Annotated in this window: 15 protein-coding genes; 3 read left to right on the top strand and 12 right to left on the bottom strand. The window is 48.7% G+C overall.

Annotated features, from left to right (window positions below):
- Window positions 1-31: 31 nt before the first annotated feature.
- From ACOQOZ_RS18580 to ACOQOZ_RS18555, 6 genes are all read right to left on the bottom strand, one after another.
- On the bottom strand, window positions 32-3,172 hold the full coding sequence (locus ACOQOZ_RS18580) for an efflux RND transporter permease subunit (protein WP_420589644.1): 3,141 nt from the start codon (window positions 3,170-3,172) through the stop codon (window positions 32-34).
- Window positions 3,169-4,698, bottom strand: a complete 1,530-nt coding sequence (locus ACOQOZ_RS18575) for an efflux RND transporter periplasmic adaptor subunit (protein WP_420589643.1) — start codon at window positions 4,696-4,698, stop codon at window positions 3,169-3,171. Before ACOQOZ_RS18575 ends, ACOQOZ_RS18580 begins: the two co-directional genes overlap by 4 nt.
- Before the next feature lie 77 nt (window positions 4,699-4,775).
- Window positions 4,776-5,141, bottom strand: a complete 366-nt coding sequence (locus ACOQOZ_RS18570) for a hypothetical protein (protein WP_420589642.1) — start codon at window positions 5,139-5,141, stop codon at window positions 4,776-4,778.
- A 125-nt stretch (window positions 5,142-5,266) separates the two neighbouring features.
- The gene (locus ACOQOZ_RS18565) at window positions 5,267-5,641 is read right to left on the bottom strand and encodes a SirB2 family protein (protein WP_420589641.1); all 375 of its coding nucleotides are present in this window, start codon (window positions 5,639-5,641) and stop codon (window positions 5,267-5,269) included.
- Window positions 5,642-5,714: 73 nt separating this feature from the next.
- On the bottom strand, window positions 5,715-6,149 hold the full coding sequence (gene dtd, locus ACOQOZ_RS18560) for a D-aminoacyl-tRNA deacylase (protein WP_420589640.1): 435 nt from the start codon (window positions 6,147-6,149) through the stop codon (window positions 5,715-5,717).
- 81 nt (window positions 6,150-6,230) lie between these two features.
- Window positions 6,231-8,192 carry a methyl-accepting chemotaxis protein gene (locus tag ACOQOZ_RS18555; protein ID WP_420589639.1) on the bottom strand — a complete coding sequence of 654 codons (1,962 nt, stop codon included), beginning with the start codon at window positions 8,190-8,192 and terminating at the stop codon, window positions 6,231-6,233.
- Between the two features lie 101 nt (window positions 8,193-8,293).
- Between ACOQOZ_RS18555 and ACOQOZ_RS18550 the strand changes: the two genes are divergently transcribed.
- The 3 genes from ACOQOZ_RS18550 to glnG all read left to right on the top strand — a co-directional run bounded on the left by ACOQOZ_RS18550 (window position 8,294) and on the right by glnG (window position 11,562).
- Complete coding sequence (locus ACOQOZ_RS18550) at window positions 8,294-8,833, top strand: DUF4124 domain-containing protein (RefSeq protein WP_420589638.1); 540 nt, start codon at window positions 8,294-8,296, stop codon at window positions 8,831-8,833.
- 207 nt (window positions 8,834-9,040) lie between these two features.
- Complete coding sequence (gene glnL, locus ACOQOZ_RS18545; RefSeq protein ID WP_420589637.1) at window positions 9,041-10,123, top strand: nitrogen regulation protein NR(II); 1,083 nt, start codon at window positions 9,041-9,043, stop codon at window positions 10,121-10,123.
- Window positions 10,120-11,562, top strand: coding sequence for a nitrogen regulation protein NR(I) (gene glnG, locus ACOQOZ_RS18540; RefSeq protein ID WP_420589636.1), 1,443 nt, complete (start codon window positions 10,120-10,122; stop codon window positions 11,560-11,562). Before glnL ends, glnG begins: the two co-directional genes overlap by 4 nt.
- An 82-nt stretch (window positions 11,563-11,644) precedes the next feature.
- Here the strand turns inward: glnG and ACOQOZ_RS18535 are convergent, their stop codons facing one another.
- The 6 genes from ACOQOZ_RS18535 to ACOQOZ_RS18510 are packed head-to-tail and all read right to left on the bottom strand — an operon-like array spanning window position 11,645 to window position 18,442.
- Window positions 11,645-15,739 carry a DUF6701 domain-containing protein gene (locus tag ACOQOZ_RS18535; RefSeq protein WP_420589635.1) on the bottom strand — a complete coding sequence of 1,365 codons (4,095 nt, stop codon included), beginning with the start codon at window positions 15,737-15,739 and terminating at the stop codon, window positions 11,645-11,647.
- Window positions 15,736-16,149, bottom strand: coding sequence for a hypothetical protein (locus ACOQOZ_RS18530; protein ID WP_420589634.1), 414 nt, complete (start codon window positions 16,147-16,149; stop codon window positions 15,736-15,738). The genes ACOQOZ_RS18535 and ACOQOZ_RS18530 overlap by 4 nt, the downstream gene beginning before the upstream one ends.
- Window positions 16,139-16,951 (bottom strand): type II secretion system protein, encoded by an 813-nt coding sequence (locus tag ACOQOZ_RS18525; RefSeq protein WP_420589633.1) that lies wholly within the window; start codon window positions 16,949-16,951, stop codon window positions 16,139-16,141. The genes ACOQOZ_RS18530 and ACOQOZ_RS18525 overlap by 11 nt, the downstream gene beginning before the upstream one ends.
- Window positions 16,951-17,451: a type IV pilus modification PilV family protein gene (locus ACOQOZ_RS18520; RefSeq protein WP_420589632.1), complete on the bottom strand. Its 501-nt coding sequence runs from the start codon at window positions 17,449-17,451 to the stop codon at window positions 16,951-16,953. Before ACOQOZ_RS18520 ends, ACOQOZ_RS18525 begins: the two co-directional genes overlap by 1 nt.
- 42 nt (window positions 17,452-17,493) lie before the next feature.
- Window positions 17,494-17,967, bottom strand: coding sequence for a pilus assembly FimT family protein (locus ACOQOZ_RS18515; protein ID WP_420589631.1), 474 nt, complete (start codon window positions 17,965-17,967; stop codon window positions 17,494-17,496).
- 13 nt (window positions 17,968-17,980) lie between these two features.
- Window positions 17,981-18,442: a type II secretion system protein gene (locus tag ACOQOZ_RS18510; RefSeq protein WP_420589630.1), complete on the bottom strand. Its 462-nt coding sequence runs from the start codon at window positions 18,440-18,442 to the stop codon at window positions 17,981-17,983.
- Window positions 18,443-18,449 lie beyond the last annotated feature (7 nt).

Below are 18,449 nucleotides of genomic sequence, written 5' to 3'. Positions count from 1 at the left end.
CCCGCTCATGCGGGGATTTTTATATCAGGAATTAATCCAATAATTCCCGGCGTCGCCATAAATAATAAATCACCGGTAATACCACCAGAGTTAATAACAAAGCACTGGCGGTGCCTCCCACCATAGGCGCGGCAATCCGACTCATCACTTCTGCTCCGGTGCCGCCAGCATACAATACCGGCAATAAACCAATGGCAATGGTCGCCACCGTCATCGCCACCGGACGCAAACGTAAACCTGCGCCCTGAATAACCGCTTGTTTTAATTCTTCAGCCGATAAAACACGTTGCTGTTTCTCAGCCAGTTGCTGTGCCTGTTTCAGAGACTGATTTAAATACACCAACATAATCACACCAATTTCCACCGCCACACCAGCCAGCGCAATAAAGCCAACGCCCACCGCCACAGAGAAATTAAACTGCATCCACCACATAAGCCATAAACTGCCCACCAGCGCTAATGGTAAAGTCAGTAAAATCATCGAGACTTCCGCCAGGCGGCCAAAACTCAGAAACAATAAAATCGCAATAATGGCGATAGTCAGTGGCACCACATAACTGAGTTTCTGTTGTGCCCGTAACAAATATTCGTACTGGCCAGACCAGTTAATCGAATAACCCGCAGGTACCTGAATCTGACCATCGGTAATCGCTTGCTCAACGGCCAGTTGTGCTTGTTGCACGTAGTGTCCCAGATCAACATTGGCGATATCAATAAACAACCAACCATTAATGCGGGCATTTTCACTTTTAATCATCGCCGGACCGGGTTCAATCATGACCTCGGCTACATCCGCCAAACGGATAACTTCGCCGTTTTTATTTACCAGGGGTAAATCGTTTAACGCCTGAACCGAGTTACGGTAGGCCTGGGGGAAACGAACGCTGATGGCATAACGCTCTAATCCCTGTACCGACTGATCGATAGCCTTACCGCCTACTACATTGGCGATTAACTGCTGCAATTCCGCCAGCGTCAGACCGTATTGTGCAGCACGGAAGCGATCGATACGGATATTCAGATAACGGCCGGATGCAACCCGCTCTGCATAGACCGAGGTGGTACCAGGCACCTGCTGAACTATCTGTTCGATTTGTTCCCCCAGGCGTTGAATCAGCGACAGATCATCGCCGGCGATTTTGATACCAACCGGCGTTTTAATGCCGGTGGCTAACATATCGATCCGTGTTTTAATTGGCATCACCCAGGCGTTGGTTAATCCGGGGAACTGGACTAACTGATCCAGCTCAGCGCGGATTTTTTCCGGCGTCATCCCCTCTCGCCATTGGCCCTGCGGTTTAAACTGAATAAACGTTTCCACCATGGTCAGTGGCGCCGGATCGGTAGCCGTCTCTGCCCGGCCAATTTTTCCGAATACGTTTTTTACTTCCGGCAAGGTACGAATTAATTTATCGGTTTGCTGCAGAATCTGGCGCGCTTCACCAATGCTTAAACCCGGGTACGTGGTTGGCATATACATTAAGTCGCCTTCGTCCAAGGGCGGCATAAATTCCGAGCCAATTTTTTGCAGTGGATACCAGGCACTGGCCGCAATACCCAACACCAATAACAGCGTCAGTTTTGGCCAGTTTAATACCTGTTTTAACAGGGGAAGATACACAGCAACCAGCGCCCGATTCAGCGGGTTTTTCTGCTCGCTGCGGATATGTCCTTTAACTAAATACCCCAATAACACCGGAACCAGAGTGATAGCCAGAATCGCCGCGGCAGCCATGGCATAAGTTTTGGTAAAGGCAAGTGGTGCAAATAAGCGTCCTTCCTGTGCTTCTAATACAAACACTGGCAGGAAACTCAGAGTAATAATCAACAAGCTGAAAAACAGTGCGGGTCCCACTTCCTGGCAGGATTGAATCACCAGTTGCCAGCGTTTTTCGCCGCTGATTTCCGGCTCCTTCTCCAGATGTTTGTGCAGGTTTTCAATCATCACAATGGCACCGTCAACCATGGCACCAATGGCAATGGCAATGCCGCCCAGAGACATAATATTGGCATTCAGTCCCTGCCACTTCATCAGGATAAAAGCGGCTAATATACCCAGCGGTAAACTCAGCAGAATCACCAGCGACGAACGCAAATGGAATAAAAACGCGGCACAGACCAGCGCCACCACCAGAAACTCTTCACCCAGTTTCTGCCATAAGTTATCTACCGCCGAATTAATTAACTGAGTACGGTCGTATACAGGAATAATTTCAACGCCATCAGGTAAAGCTGACTTCAGACTGTCGAGTTTGGTTTTTACCCGCTCAATCACTGCCTGGGCATTTTCGCCATAACGCATCACAATAATGCCGCCGACCACTTCACCTTCGCCATTCAGTTCGGCAATACCCCGACGCATTTGTGCAACTTCACGTACCTGAGCGATATCTTTGATGAGCAGTGGTGAACTTTGTTGATTGATCAGCACTGGTATATTTTCCAGTTCAGTTACTGAGCGAATAAAACCCGTGGCATTGAGCATATATTCGGCTTCAGCCATTTCCACCACCGAAGCACCCATTTGTTGGTTAGCCTGCTGTACCGCTTTGACCACCATGTCGACCGGAATTTTATGGGCAATTAATGCCTGAGGATCCAGCTGCAACTGGTATTGCTTGACCATACCGCCCAGCGTGGCTACCTCCGACACACCCGCTACCGATTGTAATTCGAATTTTAAAAACCAGTCCTGCAGACGCCGCAGTTCTGCTAGATCAGTTTTTCCACTTTTATCGGCTAAAGCATAAATAAACACCCAGCCCACACCGGTTGCGTCAGGCCCTAATTGTGGTTGCGCCGCTGGCGGTAATTGTGGAGCAATCTGACTCAGATATTCCAATACCCGGCTGCGCGCCCAATACATATCGGTATCGTCATCAAAAATAATATAAACGTAGGAATCGCCAAAAAAGGAAAATCCGCGCACGGTTTGTGCACCGGGTACTGACATCAAGGCCGATGTCAGTGGATAAGTTACCTGCTCCTGTACCACTTGCGGCGCCTGCCCCGGGTAAGAGGTTTTTACAATCACCTGCACATCGGATAAATCCGGAATGGCATCCACCGGAGTTTGTTTAACCGCATACACACCAGCTAATGCCAGCATCACGCTCAGCAATAAAATCAGAATCCTGTTATTTACCGACCATAAAATAATCTGCTGAATCATGGCGTCACCTCGCCACTGTTGTGATTCACAACCAGAGGTCGAATGTCGACTACACAAAAGTCACCATCATCCAGAGCCGCCAGTTTAATCCGGAGCGACTGACTCCAGTTATTCAGATCCGGATTGAAATGTTTAACCGTTTCAGAATCCAGTGCCAGATGAAAATCCTGCTGCATCGCAGGCCAGTGCCATTGTTTAATCCCCTGGTGCTTAACCTCGATTCGATTGCCAATGGAGCTTTGTTTAACTTTTCCCTGCATCCAGATGATATCGGGTTGTTGCTCCTGGTTTTGTGATGGGACCATCAGTGACTCATCCTGTGGATAAAAACGCAACAAGTCAGAATTAATGGAAGATTCAGAGTCCAATAAAAACTGACCGCTGGTCACAACGTTATCGCCCGGCATTAAACCGGCCAGAATCTCGGTTTTTTGCGGATAAGCGCCAGCGCTCAGCTGGGTCTCGCGACCAAGCGTTACCGCAACCGATTTAAACTTCCCATCTCCTAACGCCAGCACAACTCGTGGCTGAATACCGTCGTTGATAACGGCTTGTGACGGCAGCTGTAATACTTCGGCAAACTGCTGGCGGATCGCCAGGTTGAGGTAATCACCCACCCGCCATGCACCCTGATCATTATCCAGTGGAATGCGTAACGTCTGGGTACGATCACTATTAAGCACTGGCAACAGCAAGGCTTTATCGAAATTAACAGCCAGCGGTTTATCAGCCGGTTTGATCAGCTGAATATCCGCCAGCTGTGGATTAAAACGTTGCAGGGGTTTTGTCAGCCTGGCTTCCAGCCATAGGTGTGACAGATCACTCAGAGTTAATAAGTGCTCACCGGCTTTAATGCGTCGCCCCTGCTCCAGGTTCCATCGGATAATGGTGGCATCTTGTTCGGCAGTAAAACGAATTTTTTCCTGAATCTTTTTGCTTTTTTGTAAGCGATTAATCCAGTGCTGCGGCAGGTTTAATGCCTGTAAGCGTTCGCGTGCAGACGCAATCAGATTTGCTTCACCATCGGCCAGCGCTACCAGGAATTCTTCCTGGGCCACTACCAGATCCGGGCTGTAAAAATCGAATAATTTCTGCCCGGCTGTTACCCGTTCACCTTCGCCTGACACATAAGCACGCTCGATCCAGCCGTCGGCACGAATCTGAAAATGCCACAGATAGCGATTATCCAGTTTAATTTCAGCAAATGCCTGTTGTTGCTCGATCCAGGGTAAACGCTGCACAACTGCTGCAGTAACACCCATCTGGCTCTCTACCGCAGCAGAAATGCTGACCTCGCCGGGAGAACTGGTATCTGCCTCTTCGTAGACCGGCACCAGATCCATACCCATCGGCGACAGCCCCGGGCCGTCACGGCGGAAGTTCGGATCCATCGGTGCCACCCAATACAATGGCTGCTTTGCCTTTTCATTATCGGCCTGGCCAGCCATATCAGCCGGGGTTTTCACCAGCCAAGAAACAGCGGCGCCAAAGGCCACAGCCAGCACAATTAACATCTGATTTTTCATAGGTAACTCAACACAAAAAAATAATCACTCTGTTGCCAACAAAACGAGCAACAAATTAGAGGCGGATTGGTAGTGTGTTAAGCAAAAATGGGAGGGCGCTGAAGAGATTCCAGACGGCTTTGTGGAGAAAATCGGGAGAAGCGTTGTGCTTCGAAGTGCTGTAGAGCAGATAACGCCAGCGGTAAATCAAGCGTCATGGCAAAGCTGGAACAGCTGCCGCCACAACAATTGCAATCACGTTCACATTCGAGCTGTATTTCTGACAATTCAACCTGAGGTTGGCTCTTATCCGTGATTTGATGGCATGGAGGCAGATCATCTGCAACCAGCTCTATACCAGTGCCAGGCTCTGTCAAAAACGACTGCGCAGCCATCAGCGCCTGACTGTTGGAAGTCAGGAGCACGGCAAACATCAATAGATAACGCAGTACAGTTTGAAACATAAAACAGCTGAATAACCCGGTATCGTCTTATTCTAGTCTGACCTTAAGCTGGCTGGGAAGTTCAGAATTGTAAGATTCTGCACCCAGCCTCTGCTTAATTAAATCCTTATCAGGACGGCAAGATGTTATAGATACGCCAGCCAGGACAAAACGCTGTGGGCCTTGGCCGCACCAAAGATATAAGCGAAGCAGATCAGTGAACCGGCAAACGCTGGCAGGCTACCACGCTTAATCGCCACTACGCCAAAGCCGATGTATGCCACTAAGCCAACAATTTTGGCAACAATCCACCAGCCAACAACCGGGCTGCCCCAGATGTTATGCAACAGCATAAAGGCAAAAATCAGCAGGAAGGTATCGATCACATGAGGAAGGATTTTCAGGATCTTATTGTTGCGGAAATCCGGCTTGGCTGAGAACAGCACAAAACGGGCAACGAACAGCATAATGCTCAGATACGCTAAACCCATGTGGGAATGTTTTAAAGCAGAATAATCCATGGTTTTTCTCTTATCAGCTAAATTCAGTGTTTTTATTTATCAGTGTTTTTTATTCAGTCGTGCCTGAAGGAAGTCAGACTTCCAGCCAGAAAGTCACCGGCCCATCATTGGTCAGTGATACCTGCATATCCGCAGCAAACCGGCCAGTCTCAGTCGCAACCTGTTTGCCCGCCTGGGCAACAAAGTATTCGTATAACGCATTTGCCTGATCGGGTGAACCCGCAGAAGAGAACCCAGGACGCATTCCTTTTTTGGTATCTGCTGCCAGCGTAAATTGCGAGACCACCAGTAGCTGGCCATTAATATCCAGCAGGCTTCTATTCATTTTGCCATTTTCATCAGAAAATATGCGGTAGTTCAGCACTTTATGTAATAGCTTATCGGCCAGCTCTTCATCGTCGTGTTTCTGAACACCCAATAACAGCAGAATCCCCTGTTTAATCTCGCCGGTGGTTTCATTCGCCACTTCGACTTTGGCGTTACTGACGCGCTGAATCAAACCAATCACTGCATTCTCCAAAGATGTGTTGGTGACATAAAAAAGCCTGCTTAAAGCAGGCTAGGCAGGATACGGTTTTAGCGCTAAGAATCAATGCTTACTGATATTGTGCAGCTCAAGTGCCAGCTCGGTGGACTCCTGACTCATCCGGTTCAGCTGGCTGGCATCCTGGGCATTCTGTTCTGAGATCAGGCGAATACGTTCAGCCAGCTGATGAATTTCTTCAGTCACCCGCGCCTGTTGTTCTGCTGCGGTGGCGATATTAGCTGTGCGGTCTTTGATGTTGGTAAAGGCGCCAACAATATCATCGAACCGCTCCCGGGCACTTTGCGCCCGGTCGATGGAATCCTGCGATAAGCCCCGGCTTTTCTCAATCACCGTCACGCCTTCGTTAGCGGCGTTCTGCAACTGGGTAATCATGGCTTCAATCTCGCTGGCGGACTCCTGGGTTTTACCGGCCAGCGTTCTTACCTCATCCGCCACCACGGCAAAACCTCTGCCCTGTTCACCGGCACGTGCGGCTTCAATCGCTGCATTTAACGCCAGCAGGTTGGTCTGCTCGGAAATGGCTTTAATCACATCCAGCACGGCTCCAACCTGCTGCGAATCGTTCGCCAGGCGATCAATCACTTCCGAGGTATTGGATAAAGCATCGGCAAGCTGCGCAATTGCTTCGGCGTTCTGACTGACCACATCCTGCCCCTGAGCCACCAGCTGACTGGCATCTTCGGCGGTTTGTGCCGCGGTCGAGGTGTTCTGAGATACTTCATCGGCACTGGCCGACATCTGGTTAATCGCTGCTGCCAGCGTGGTATTTTCATCCATATGAGCCTGTGCCCGTTGCGTCAGCGTATCACTCAGACCGCTGAGCGATTCTGCTTCCGACTTAACCCGGCTGGCCCCCTGACTGATCACAACCAAAAGCTGACTGAGGTGATCACCATAGTCATTTACTGCAGTACGCAAACGACCAACCTCATCGTCGCGCTCGACGTGCAGCCGGGTGCCGATTTTGCCCTGAATCAGGCTGTGTACCTGTTGTGTCGTTTCTTCCAGATAGCCGAGGATTCGCTGGCCAAACATCACCATTACAATGACAAAAATAACGATCAGAGGTAACAACGCACCATACAGGGTATTGGTAATACTGCTGCTGGCTGCCAATGCCACCGAGTGTGGTAAAACCATCCCAATCACCCAGTCCTGATCTTTCATCTTATCGACAATCAACAACGCACTTTCGCCGTCGATCACCCCGGGTTGCAGATCCGAAACCGTTTCACCACGACGAATGCCGTCGGCTAATGGCGCTAGGCTACTGTCAGCGCGAATAATTTCGTCCATGGTTTTGGTGCCGTAGTCAGTCGAGCGGATTCCCGGCATCGCAATCACACGATTGGTCTGATCAATCACAAACGCAAAACCACCGGACTCTTTATTTTGCTCCAGCAACAGGTTCTGCATACCACTGAGCATCAGATCGATGGTTGCTACCCCCCAGAACAGCCCCTGTCGCTGAATCGCAACGGTACAGGTGGTCATCGCCACACCCGATACACTGTCGAAATAGGCTTCCGACCAGGCACACTCACCGGCCGCTAACTGTCGGCCAACCTGATACCAGCCTTCGTTGTGATAACCGCTCTGATTAAAGTCATCCAGCAAATCGAGCTTACCTGCGCTGTTGCGGGCCCAGAATAACGAAGCCCGCTCAACACCATTTTCTAACGCATTGGGTTCCGGCCAGATACCTCCGCCCGCCACGTCAGCGTTATCGAACTGGTTAACCACCTGTTCGATCTGGCTGATAAATGTTGAGGTATTAAGCGGCAGGGTTTCTGCCAAAGAGGCCATCGCCTGGGTTTGCGCGGCAGCAGCGGACAATACAGAATCAACCTTGGCAGCGCTGTTCTGCACTCTGAGCAAGGCACTGGTTGCAGACTGCTGATACAGCTGCGGCTGCGCCAGCCCTTTCATCACAGCGGCAATGCCGATCATCGCTGCAACTAACAAACTCACACCAGCCAGCCAGATTTTATTCTTAACAAGCATAAAAAACCCCAACTACAAACGACTAATGCTTTCAGTCTAGTCTGGCTTTCTGGCATGCTTAGGGAATCACAGCCCAACAACCTCTTTTAGCGATGCCTAATATGACAAATAAGACAAAAAGCTTTCTGGCCCTGGGTCTTCTGAGCGTCTGTTGTTATTCGCTGGCAACCGAGGTTTACATTACCCGTGATGCCCAGGGCAACATTGTGTTCAGCGACCAACCTCAGTCCGGCGCTGAAACCCACAAACTGAAAGAGCTGCCAACGGTGCCGGCTTTCAAACCGCCGGTGAGCAAAACGCCTGAGGCGCAAGCACCACAAGCCAATGCGGTGAGTTATACCAGCCTCGGAATTCTGACCCCCAACGATCAGTACCAGTTACCGTCTGGCCTGGGCGGAGAACTTCAGGTCAGTGGCATACTGACACCAAAGCTGGAGGAAGGTCATGTCATCGAACTGCTGGATAATGGCAAGGTCGTTGATGAAGGAAAACAAACCCTGTTTACCTTGCGCCACCTGAACCGTGGTGAACACAAACTGCAGCTGCGGGTGGTCGACCAACAACAGAAAACCGTCATCTCTTCTAACAAGGTGACCATCTATGTTCAGCGTTATTCCCGCCTGAATCGCTCTGGGAAATAACCCGCCGCACCAAAAAAACACATAAGAAATCATATCTGCACCATTTCAGTGCTAGCATAAGGCTAGTTTCAGCACATCCGCGCTACCTCACAGCATGCTTTTACCACCACAGCGCTATTTTTGTGCACTTTAACAATATGGCTCGGTTCTTGCTGATTATAAGGACAAATCGGGCCAGCCAGGCTGTCCCGAAGAATGGAGATAAAAATGCTGGCCAGTGCAATTGTGAACCAACGCTTGTTAGAACACCTGAATACCGGGGTGTTGTTGCTGAATGCCGACCTGATTGTGATTTATATGAATCCGGCGGCGGAAGCACTGCTGGAGATGAGCGGCCAGCGTGGCTTAGGAGTACCGTTCTGGGAGCTGGCAGAAGAGTCTGAAGAAGCACGTCAGGCACTGGAGCAGTCGGTCGTATCCGGGCATTCCTACACCAAGCGTGAGACGTCTATTCTGTTGCACAATCAGCATCAGATTACCCTTGATTATAGCGTCAGCCCGGTTGCCCATCCGGAAACCAAATTACCCACTCTGCTGATTGAGCTGCAGGGCCGTGATCGCCTGATGCGCATCAGCCGTGAAGAACAGTTAATTGCCAAGCAGGAAACCACCCGCAATCTGGTACGTGGCCTGGCCCATGAAATTAAAAACCCACTGGGTGGTATTCGTGGTGCAGCACAACTATTGGAACGTGAGCTGCCATCCGAAGGCTTAAAAGAATATACCGAAATTATTATCGAAGAAGCCGATCGTCTGCGTGATCTGGTTGACCGGTTATTAGGCCCGCGTCAGATACCACAAACTGAAGACGTTAATATTCACGAAATTCTTGAACGTGTGTGTCAGCTGATCAGCGTTGAATCCAACAACGCCATCACCATTAATCGCGATTACGATCCCTCGATTCCGGAGCTGCAGGCCGACAAAGGCCAGATGATTCAGGCACTGTTGAATATTTGCCGTAACGCGATGCAAGCGCTACTGGAGGCACAACCGGCGATTGCGACACCAACCCTGTCGCTGAAAACCCGTACGGTAAGACAATTCACCATTGGCCATAAACGTCATCGCCTGGTTGCCCAGATTGAAATCTGCGACAACGGCCCGGGAATCCCAAGCGAATTACAGGAAAACCTGTTCTACCCCATGGTCAGCGGCCGGGCAGAAGGCACAGGTTTAGGTCTGTCGATTTCCCAATCAATTATTAACCAGATTAATGGCATCATCGAATTTGAGAGCCATGCTGGAAAAACCATTTTCTCAATTTATTTACCTTTGGAAGCCCTATGAGCACGGTCTGGATTATTGACGACGACAAGTCCATTCGCTGGGTATTAGAAAAAGCCCTGGCGCAAGCCAACATCACCACCCGCGTGTTTGAACAGGCTGAACCTGCACTGGCACAGCTACGCCGCGAACATCCGGATGCCATTATTTCTGATATCCGTATGCCTGGAATGGATGGCCTGACGCTGCTGAAAGAAGCAAAAGAAGCTCATCCGCAATTGCCGGTTATTATTATGACGGCTCACTCGGACCTCGACAGTGCGGTGTCATCGTATCAGCAAGGCGCGTTTGAATATTTACCAAAACCTTTTGATGTGGATGAAGCCGTTGCGTTAATCCAGCGTGCAATCGATCACTTTGCTGAATTAAATGCCCAGGCTCCGGAAGCGGAAGAAGATCAGGAAAATACCGAAATTATTGGTGAAGCACCGGCGATGCAGGAAGTTTTCCGCGCCATTGGTCGTTTATCACAATCCAATATTACCGTATTAATTAATGGTGAATCCGGTACCGGTAAAGAGCTGGTTGCGCATGCATTACACAAACACAGTCCGCGTGCAGCAGCGCCATTTATTGCCCTGAATATGGCCGCCATCCCTAAAGACTTAATTGAGTCGGAATTATTTGGTCACGAAAAAGGTTCGTTTACCGGAGCCGGTGGCCAGCGCCGTGGTCGTTTTGAACAAGCGAATGAAGGCACCCTGTTTCTAGATGAAATTGGTGATATGCCAGCGGATACCCAAACGCGGTTATTACGGGTACTGGCTGATGGCGAATTCTATCGCGTGGGTGGTACAACGCCGGTCAAAGTTAATGTGCGTATTATTGCCGCAACCCACCAGGATCTGGAAAACCTGGTAAAAGAAGGCCGCTTCCGTGAAGATTTATTCCATCGCTTAAATGTGATTCGTGTACATCTGCCACGCCTGGCGGATCGCCGCGAAGATATTCCGAAGTTACTGGCGCATTTCCTCAAGCGTGCGGCAGAAGAACTGGAAGTGGAAGTTAAAACACTGAAGCCGGAAACCGAAGAATATTTATCGTCACTCGATTGGCCAGGTAATGTTCGCCAGCTGGAAAACATCTGTCGCTGGATAACGGTTATGGCGTCTGGCCGTGAAGTGTTAGTCAGTGATTTACCACCGGAATTACTGGAACAGGAAAGTGCCTCTCAAGTGGGTGGTAACTGGGAGCAGGCATTGCGCTACTGGGCTGACCAGCAACTGGCATCCGGCGTGGTGGGCTTATTAGATACTGCAGTTCCGGCGTTTGAACGCATCATGATCGAAACGGCATTAAAACATACTGCCGGCCGCCGTCGTGATGCCGCCAACCTGCTGGGTTGGGGCCGTAATACTCTGACACGTAAGATTAAAGAGCTGAACATGGACTTTGGTAATAATGCTGAAGCGGACCATGAGGAAGAAGGTGAAGAACATTAAGTTCTGATCGCTACCGGGCTGAAAATAAAACAATAAAAGGGCTTTGAGATATCTCACAGCCCTTTTATTGTTTTATGGCTGGTCAGTTTGTAACTTCACGCCAATAAATCACACGATCATGACCACGGTATACCCCAAAGGTTGCGGTAGCCGATGGATTTTCAAAACTGCCATTGCCGTCGTAATCGCCTTCCAACCAGGCAGGTGCATCATAGGTCACAGTGCCAGTACCGGTATTCGGGGTTGGTGCGGCCAGGCCAATATTTGATTCTCCGGAAACCAGATTGCCAGTGCCGGCAATTATAGAAGATATTCCGCTGATACTGGCATTCGCCGAGTTATAACTAGTGCAGCTGTCATCGCGGTTGAGGATATAACCAATGCCGGAAAAATATTCCGTTTGTAATGGCATATTTAAATTCACTACTTCCGGGCCATACGTATCTTTTAAGAAAATACGACCAAAGCGGATCTGTTGATTACCACCTGGCTCGATGGTTGGCACAACGCCAGACTGAGTTACATTATCCGCATCCCGGACTTCATCCAGAATAATGTCCAGGTCCGGAGTAAACGGTGCAACCTGTGCCAGTAACTCTTTTGTATAGATGAATACATCACTGCTACTGAGCTGGTATTTCACCTGACCAGAAGTAGCATCATCAATCGTGATGACGCCGTTATTAAACGTCGACGCTAACGCAATATCAGTACCGTCGGTACGGTTGGCGGTGGCATCGGCCGTCAGATTCTGAAAAGACACATCGTTGTTGGCTAACTTCATAAAATCAGCCGTTCGGGTGTAATTCGTGGTCGCAGTTCCACCAGTACTGCGTGCTTCAAACACCAGCGTTGGAGCAATCAACCAGTTAATATCCTGACCACTGTAACTGAACGACGTCGCGCTGTTGCAAAACGGCGCTAATGAACCGTTATCGCCAATCGTTACCGCAAATGATGCCGGAATAAAACGACCAACATTGGATAATGTATCGCTGGCTACAGCTACCCCATAATAATTAAGCGGTGTGCTGACTAAATTAAACACCCCAACTTCTGATACCGATTGGGTGAATGTCACTGTACCATTGCCGCTATCGTTGATCGCCTGGTCGGCTACTCCAAGATTCCCTAAAGCACCGCCTGCCGGCGCAACCAGCGCATGGGTAAGATTCGTTGTTCCAATATAATCCGTTGCTGTTGCACCATTACTGCATTGAGCCGTAGCGGTGACAGAGAACCCGGAGCCCGCTGCGACAAACGCACTACAGCTGCCATCTGCCGAAGAGCAGCTGCTATTCGCAGTACTGATGGCTAAATCGACACGTGCAGGCGACACCACAAAAGGCCCCACACTACCAGTCAGATCTGCAGGTAACGGCGCGGTACCATAAGGCGGTTCATCGTGTTTAAAGTTAACAGAGTTAATCTGCGCGGTATTCGGATATTGCAGCGATACATTAGAAACGCCATTAGCAAAGTTCAGAGTCAGGTTATTACTGCCAGGTTCAGTTTGATTACCGACACTCGTGCTGTTGACGATAATGGCTGATGTGGTTGATTCCGTTCCAGGACTGGTAGGGTTATATTCTGCTGCAAACCAGGCTTTAAAATCTTTATTACCACTAAAACCTTCCAGTACCTGACAAGGAGTTCCGGATGTATCCTCCCCGACCGCGGTAATACTAAAAGATGTCGAGTCACCACAAACAAAATTACCGGCATTAGTAACCGTAAAGCCATTGGTGCGGAAATCAGTTTCATTTATTGAGGTTGAAGAAACAGACGCCGCAGTATCACTGGCAATAACCGCCAGGTTATTATTTTCATTCTGATGAAACAGGTAAACCGTAGCCACACCGGACTCACTACCATCGAGTGTTACGCTGTTGATAGCGCTGCCGCCTGTTGAAGCTGCGTAAAATTGTGACTGCGACGCTTCTGAACTGGACAGGTTAATTGTGCCAGCGTAATCATCTTTAGTGGTTGAACCATCATCACACATCGCCTGGATCTGAATCGTGGCTCTGGAGAACGGACAGGCCAGAGAATAATTTGGCTGTGAGATATTAAAAGAACCTAACGTGCAGGAAGCAGGTTGGCATAAACCACCAAAATCGGTATTGCCAACTGAAGATGGTAAATAATACACATTGGTGTCACGACCCAGTACAACACTGGCACCAGCCATGGCTCCGTATAAGAAAGAGTCTCGATTCAGTTCAAGGCTACCTGCCGAATAAACCGTACCACTGATAGTTGCATCCCGCTGGAACTCAAGATTCCCGTACGCATAAATCAACAGTTGAGAAGCATCACGGGCCTGACCTGCTGCTGCCGAGTTAGCCAGCAGATCACGATTTATATTGGTATTTGTTTGCACATAGAGTCGCACCGTACCCGAACCAATAACATTGATGGTGTTTGCATTACCTAAATCCAGATCGCGTATCCAGTAGTTACCCGCGACCAGATTAAGAACACTGTTACTTCCCGTGACCAAACGATCTATATAAAAGTCCGTTTGGCCAGTGAATGTTCCCATTACCGCGGAATTTCCAACACTGATGGTGCGATATTGGTTTGTGACACCACCAATTGCATCGGTGCCGGAATTGGGAATAGTGACATTCGTTGTAAAACTGCTGGTATTCGGAAATGATGGAGCGTCCGTCGTTGGTACAGGAGTCGCATTCGCCTGACATTCAACAGCAACACAGCTGCGATCCGACGAGGCTCCGTCGATATTCACAGCCAGAGTATTCAGCCGGTCATCCGGACTGAAGAATAACTGACTGTCACGACCAAAGGTTATTTCACCGGTGGCCGAATGAGTACTGATGCCATCGGGAAAGCTGCTGACACACAAGTTAGCCGATGCACAGGGGCGTGTCTGATCAATAAGTTCCGCCACCTGATTTTGTGTAAGGAACTGATTAAAAATATTAACTTCGTCGATATCACCATTAAAGTAACGGCCGCCAAAATTCTGGTCGCTACCAATTTGTAAAGGATCTGAATTCTGACGTAAGTCTTCATTAAACGCCGATGTACCAGATGGAGTGCCGTTAATATAAATCACCTGATTTCCACGTTCGTAACTGACTGCAACATGGGTCCAGACATCCGCAGTCACGGTTGTGCTGGAATTAATCTGACGCGTGGAGCCCGAAGAATTATTCCACCACCAATTGATCTGGCCACTGGGGTTTACATGAAACTCATAGTTTTCATCTTTAGATAAAATGGTTTTGAGACCAGAAGATGGAATTGAATCAATTTTTATCCATGCCGCTGCGGTAAAACTCGACTGAAAATCCAGCAAGTTATTGTCAGGCACTTCAACATACTGGCTGGCACCGCTGAATTCACCATATCGACAGCTACCAACCACACCGGGAACAGCTGGCAGAGCATCCTGCGTATTCAAAGCATTAAAGGTATTACCGTTAAGATTATTTCCCGAACTGTCCGTTACTTCTCCGGAAGTTCCGTCAAACGAGGACTCATCAAAACGATAGCTGGCTACTGGGTCAGGCAGAACCAATAAACTATTACGGAACAGCAAGTCGAAACTGGTTTCAACGCTGATCTGATTAAAAGAATACTGAATCGAATCAGAGTCATCGATCTCAAGTCCAATGGTTGCACTCTGACCATTCGCCATATTGTTGTTATAGCGGTAACGAATATCTCCGTTTTCATATAAAACAACCTGAAAATCGTATCTCAGATTGTTTGAATACGCCCGCACATTAGTCCAGTTGACGATAAACCGGCGATTCGGTGCCGTGCCAGCATTACCATAAGTTACGCTACTGCTACCATCGTCAACCAGATCATCCCAATAAACCGCAATAATACGATCACCTTCATCCGTTGGTAGCTGCTCATTACGGAAATCCCGATGCAAGCGCTGATCCGGACCAAACTGCAAGATACCGTTAGTCAGAATACGTACCTGACTATATTGGGTATTATCAAAAGTGAAATTAAAACCAATATTAACGACGACTTTATCGTCATCGTCGGGAAAGCCGGTATCGGTGTTATCCCAGGAAACAACGGTGCTTGTATCCGGCACATCAAGCGCAGTTGCCTCAAGTTCTGTTAGTTCATAACTTGCAAATACATTAATTGAAAACAACGCAATGACGAGCAATAAATAATGTATCATTTTGCCCTCACTTCAATCTGCCGCTGTGCCTGATCAAGACCAGTTCCACACTCTCCGGTGCTGACTAATGTGTAATAAAATTCACTATTAACAGTGACAGAGCTGCACTCGACACTGGCGCTGCAACCGACCAATCCTGCTACGGTATAGGTACGCTGATAAAAAGGAGAAGTTGCACAACTTCTGCCCGCACTGCCGTTCGGTGGTAATAATAAATTCAATGCGATCTGAACACCGGATTCTGCACTGTAAAATGCCCGACTGGACTGAACCTGCAAGGTAATTCCTTCAGCAGAGTTACGCTGAATATTACTCATTGCCGCGATAATTAATGCCAGAATCGTTATGACAAAAATTGCTGCCGGTAACCCAAATCCTCGCTGTTTTGACTGCTTAAATTCAGGGAACATTACGAATGTGAACCTCCTGAACGGAATCCAATACATCATCATTACGGGTGTTCTGTAACTGATATTGAAATGTAACAACACCATTACGTACCAGAGTGGCCGCACTGATCTGGAAATTTAAAGAATTGGCGACAAGAGGAAATGCCAGTACTTCCCGTCCGTTAGCAAAGTTGCCTGGTAAAGAAGCGACCAGGTTTGCCACATTGGATATAAAGCCATATCCCGAGAACCGATATAAATAATTACCCTGCTGACAGATAGCCACCGGAGTTGTCGATAAATAGAAACGATCAACCGGTGAAGCATTGGCAAAATTATGAGCTGGAGAAAGTGCCACGGATACCGGATTACCCGTAGCAACTGAGTTTCCAGCTGGCAGCGTCTCTGACACGGTAGTAATGGCGCCGGGATTGGATAAATCGTATAGATTATTATCCGCTAATGGATAAACAGACACATAGCCATTAATTGCCTGCGTGGTCGAATACGGTACGGCCTGAAAAGCTGTTGTCGAACTGCCGGTGGTCAGGCTGGTATAAGTTGATGCCGCAACAACCGGCATATATTCCACGCAACGATTATCGGCGGTTGTACGAATACTGCCTGGCAGGGCATCACGTAACGCCCGGGTTATTTGTTCATTAATAATGGCAGCACTCGCCGCCAGCTGCTGGCGTCCGGCGGTATCAATCACTGATTGCGATGAGTAACGAATAAACTGAACCGACACAGCTCCAACAATCGAAGCAATAACGATCACCATAACCAGTTCAACCAGAGTAAACCCACGCTGCCTGATCATCAGAAATTACCCTTGTAGGCACTGACAACACTGTTGTTGCCTATAGGGTCGGTGATGGTTATCTGCACCAGCTTACTGCCATTCGCGTTAGCCCCCACAGACGCATCACAGCTGACATCGACATCAACTGTGTAATTGGCATACAGAGCCGCCAGATTATTATTGACGGTTGCCGGGCTTTCATTAAGACCATTAAAGTCGTCTACATCATCATAGTTGTCACGACTTTCACCGTCGTCAGTAATTCTGCAACTGCCGGTGTAAGTTGGCGTACCACCACTTCCGGTCGCTTCATCAAAATTCTTAGAAAGGATTTCATCCATATACAATTGCGCCAGATCCAGCGCCCGGCTTTGTACCAGAACATTACTGCTGCGGCCGGTTATGACAGAGAAGCTGGACAGGCTTGCAACCAAAGCCAGGGAAATAATCACAATGGTGATAACCAGCTCGATCAGAGTAATACCGCGACTGTTGTTACGAGAGCGTTGAAGGATCATTGGCTATCTCCCGTAATCAATAAACCTTTGAAAAATCAGCGACTAAGGCTGACATGTACCAGTATAGGCAAAACCGGTGGAAGCGAGACAAAAGCCATAGCTATTATCTGCTGTGAATAAAAACTGACGATTAACGCTGGTTTCAGCGTCAGAGTTATAGCTGATGACCTGACTTGCGCCATTACCCAATGCGCTGCCGTCAATGGAAAGTGAAGCACCTGCTCGGTCAACAGTGCGCTCTTCGTAAACAACCTGCCCTGCACCAGTTCCCTGCACAAGATTTAATTGCCAGGCGTCGGCATTTTGGGAAATCGTTAACTCAACCGCATTATTGCTCACATTAGCGAGTGCACGCTTTTGTGCCAATAATGCCATCGCCATAAACTGGTCACGTGCTGTAAAAGCACTGAATGCGCCCTGACGGGTGAACAAACTACTGCCGATGGCACTTAAAATGCCAATCAGCAGTATAACCATAACCAGTTCGACCAGCGTGAATCCCTTCGAGTGTTCCATTTGATGTTGCCGATTAACAGCCGTTAGCACCAACACCACCAAGGGCGCTAACCACACCGTTAACCTGAGTATAAGTGAAGCTGCAGGTACCAAGAGTCACGGTTAAAACACCACTTGCATGGGCCAGACCATAATCATTGGCAGATACTTGAGCTGCCTCAACAATACCATTCACGGTTGCTGTTGAGCCCGTTACTCCCTGGCTATCAGCAGCTGGATAACCATTACTACCGGCTGGAGTAGAAATCACCGTGTTTTCAAGTGTTACCGTAGTTCCGGCACCACCATCAGCCAACCACTGGGCGTGTGCAATATTGGATGCTGAACGTACAGCACCTAATGCACCCTGAATGGAAGCCTGACGAGCCTCACCACCCAAGTCAGCAAATCGCGGTAATGCGAAAGCCGAAAGTACACCAAGAATAACGATTACCATGATCAGTTCGATCAGTGTAAAACCCGCTTGTTTTTTCATATTCCGA

Source organism: Bacterioplanoides sp. (genome assembly GCF_965219715.1).
In the GTDB taxonomy this organism is placed as follows: Bacteria; Pseudomonadota; Gammaproteobacteria; order Pseudomonadales; family Oceanobacteraceae; genus Bacterioplanoides.
This window is presented reverse-complemented; position numbering and strand designations above follow the sequence as displayed.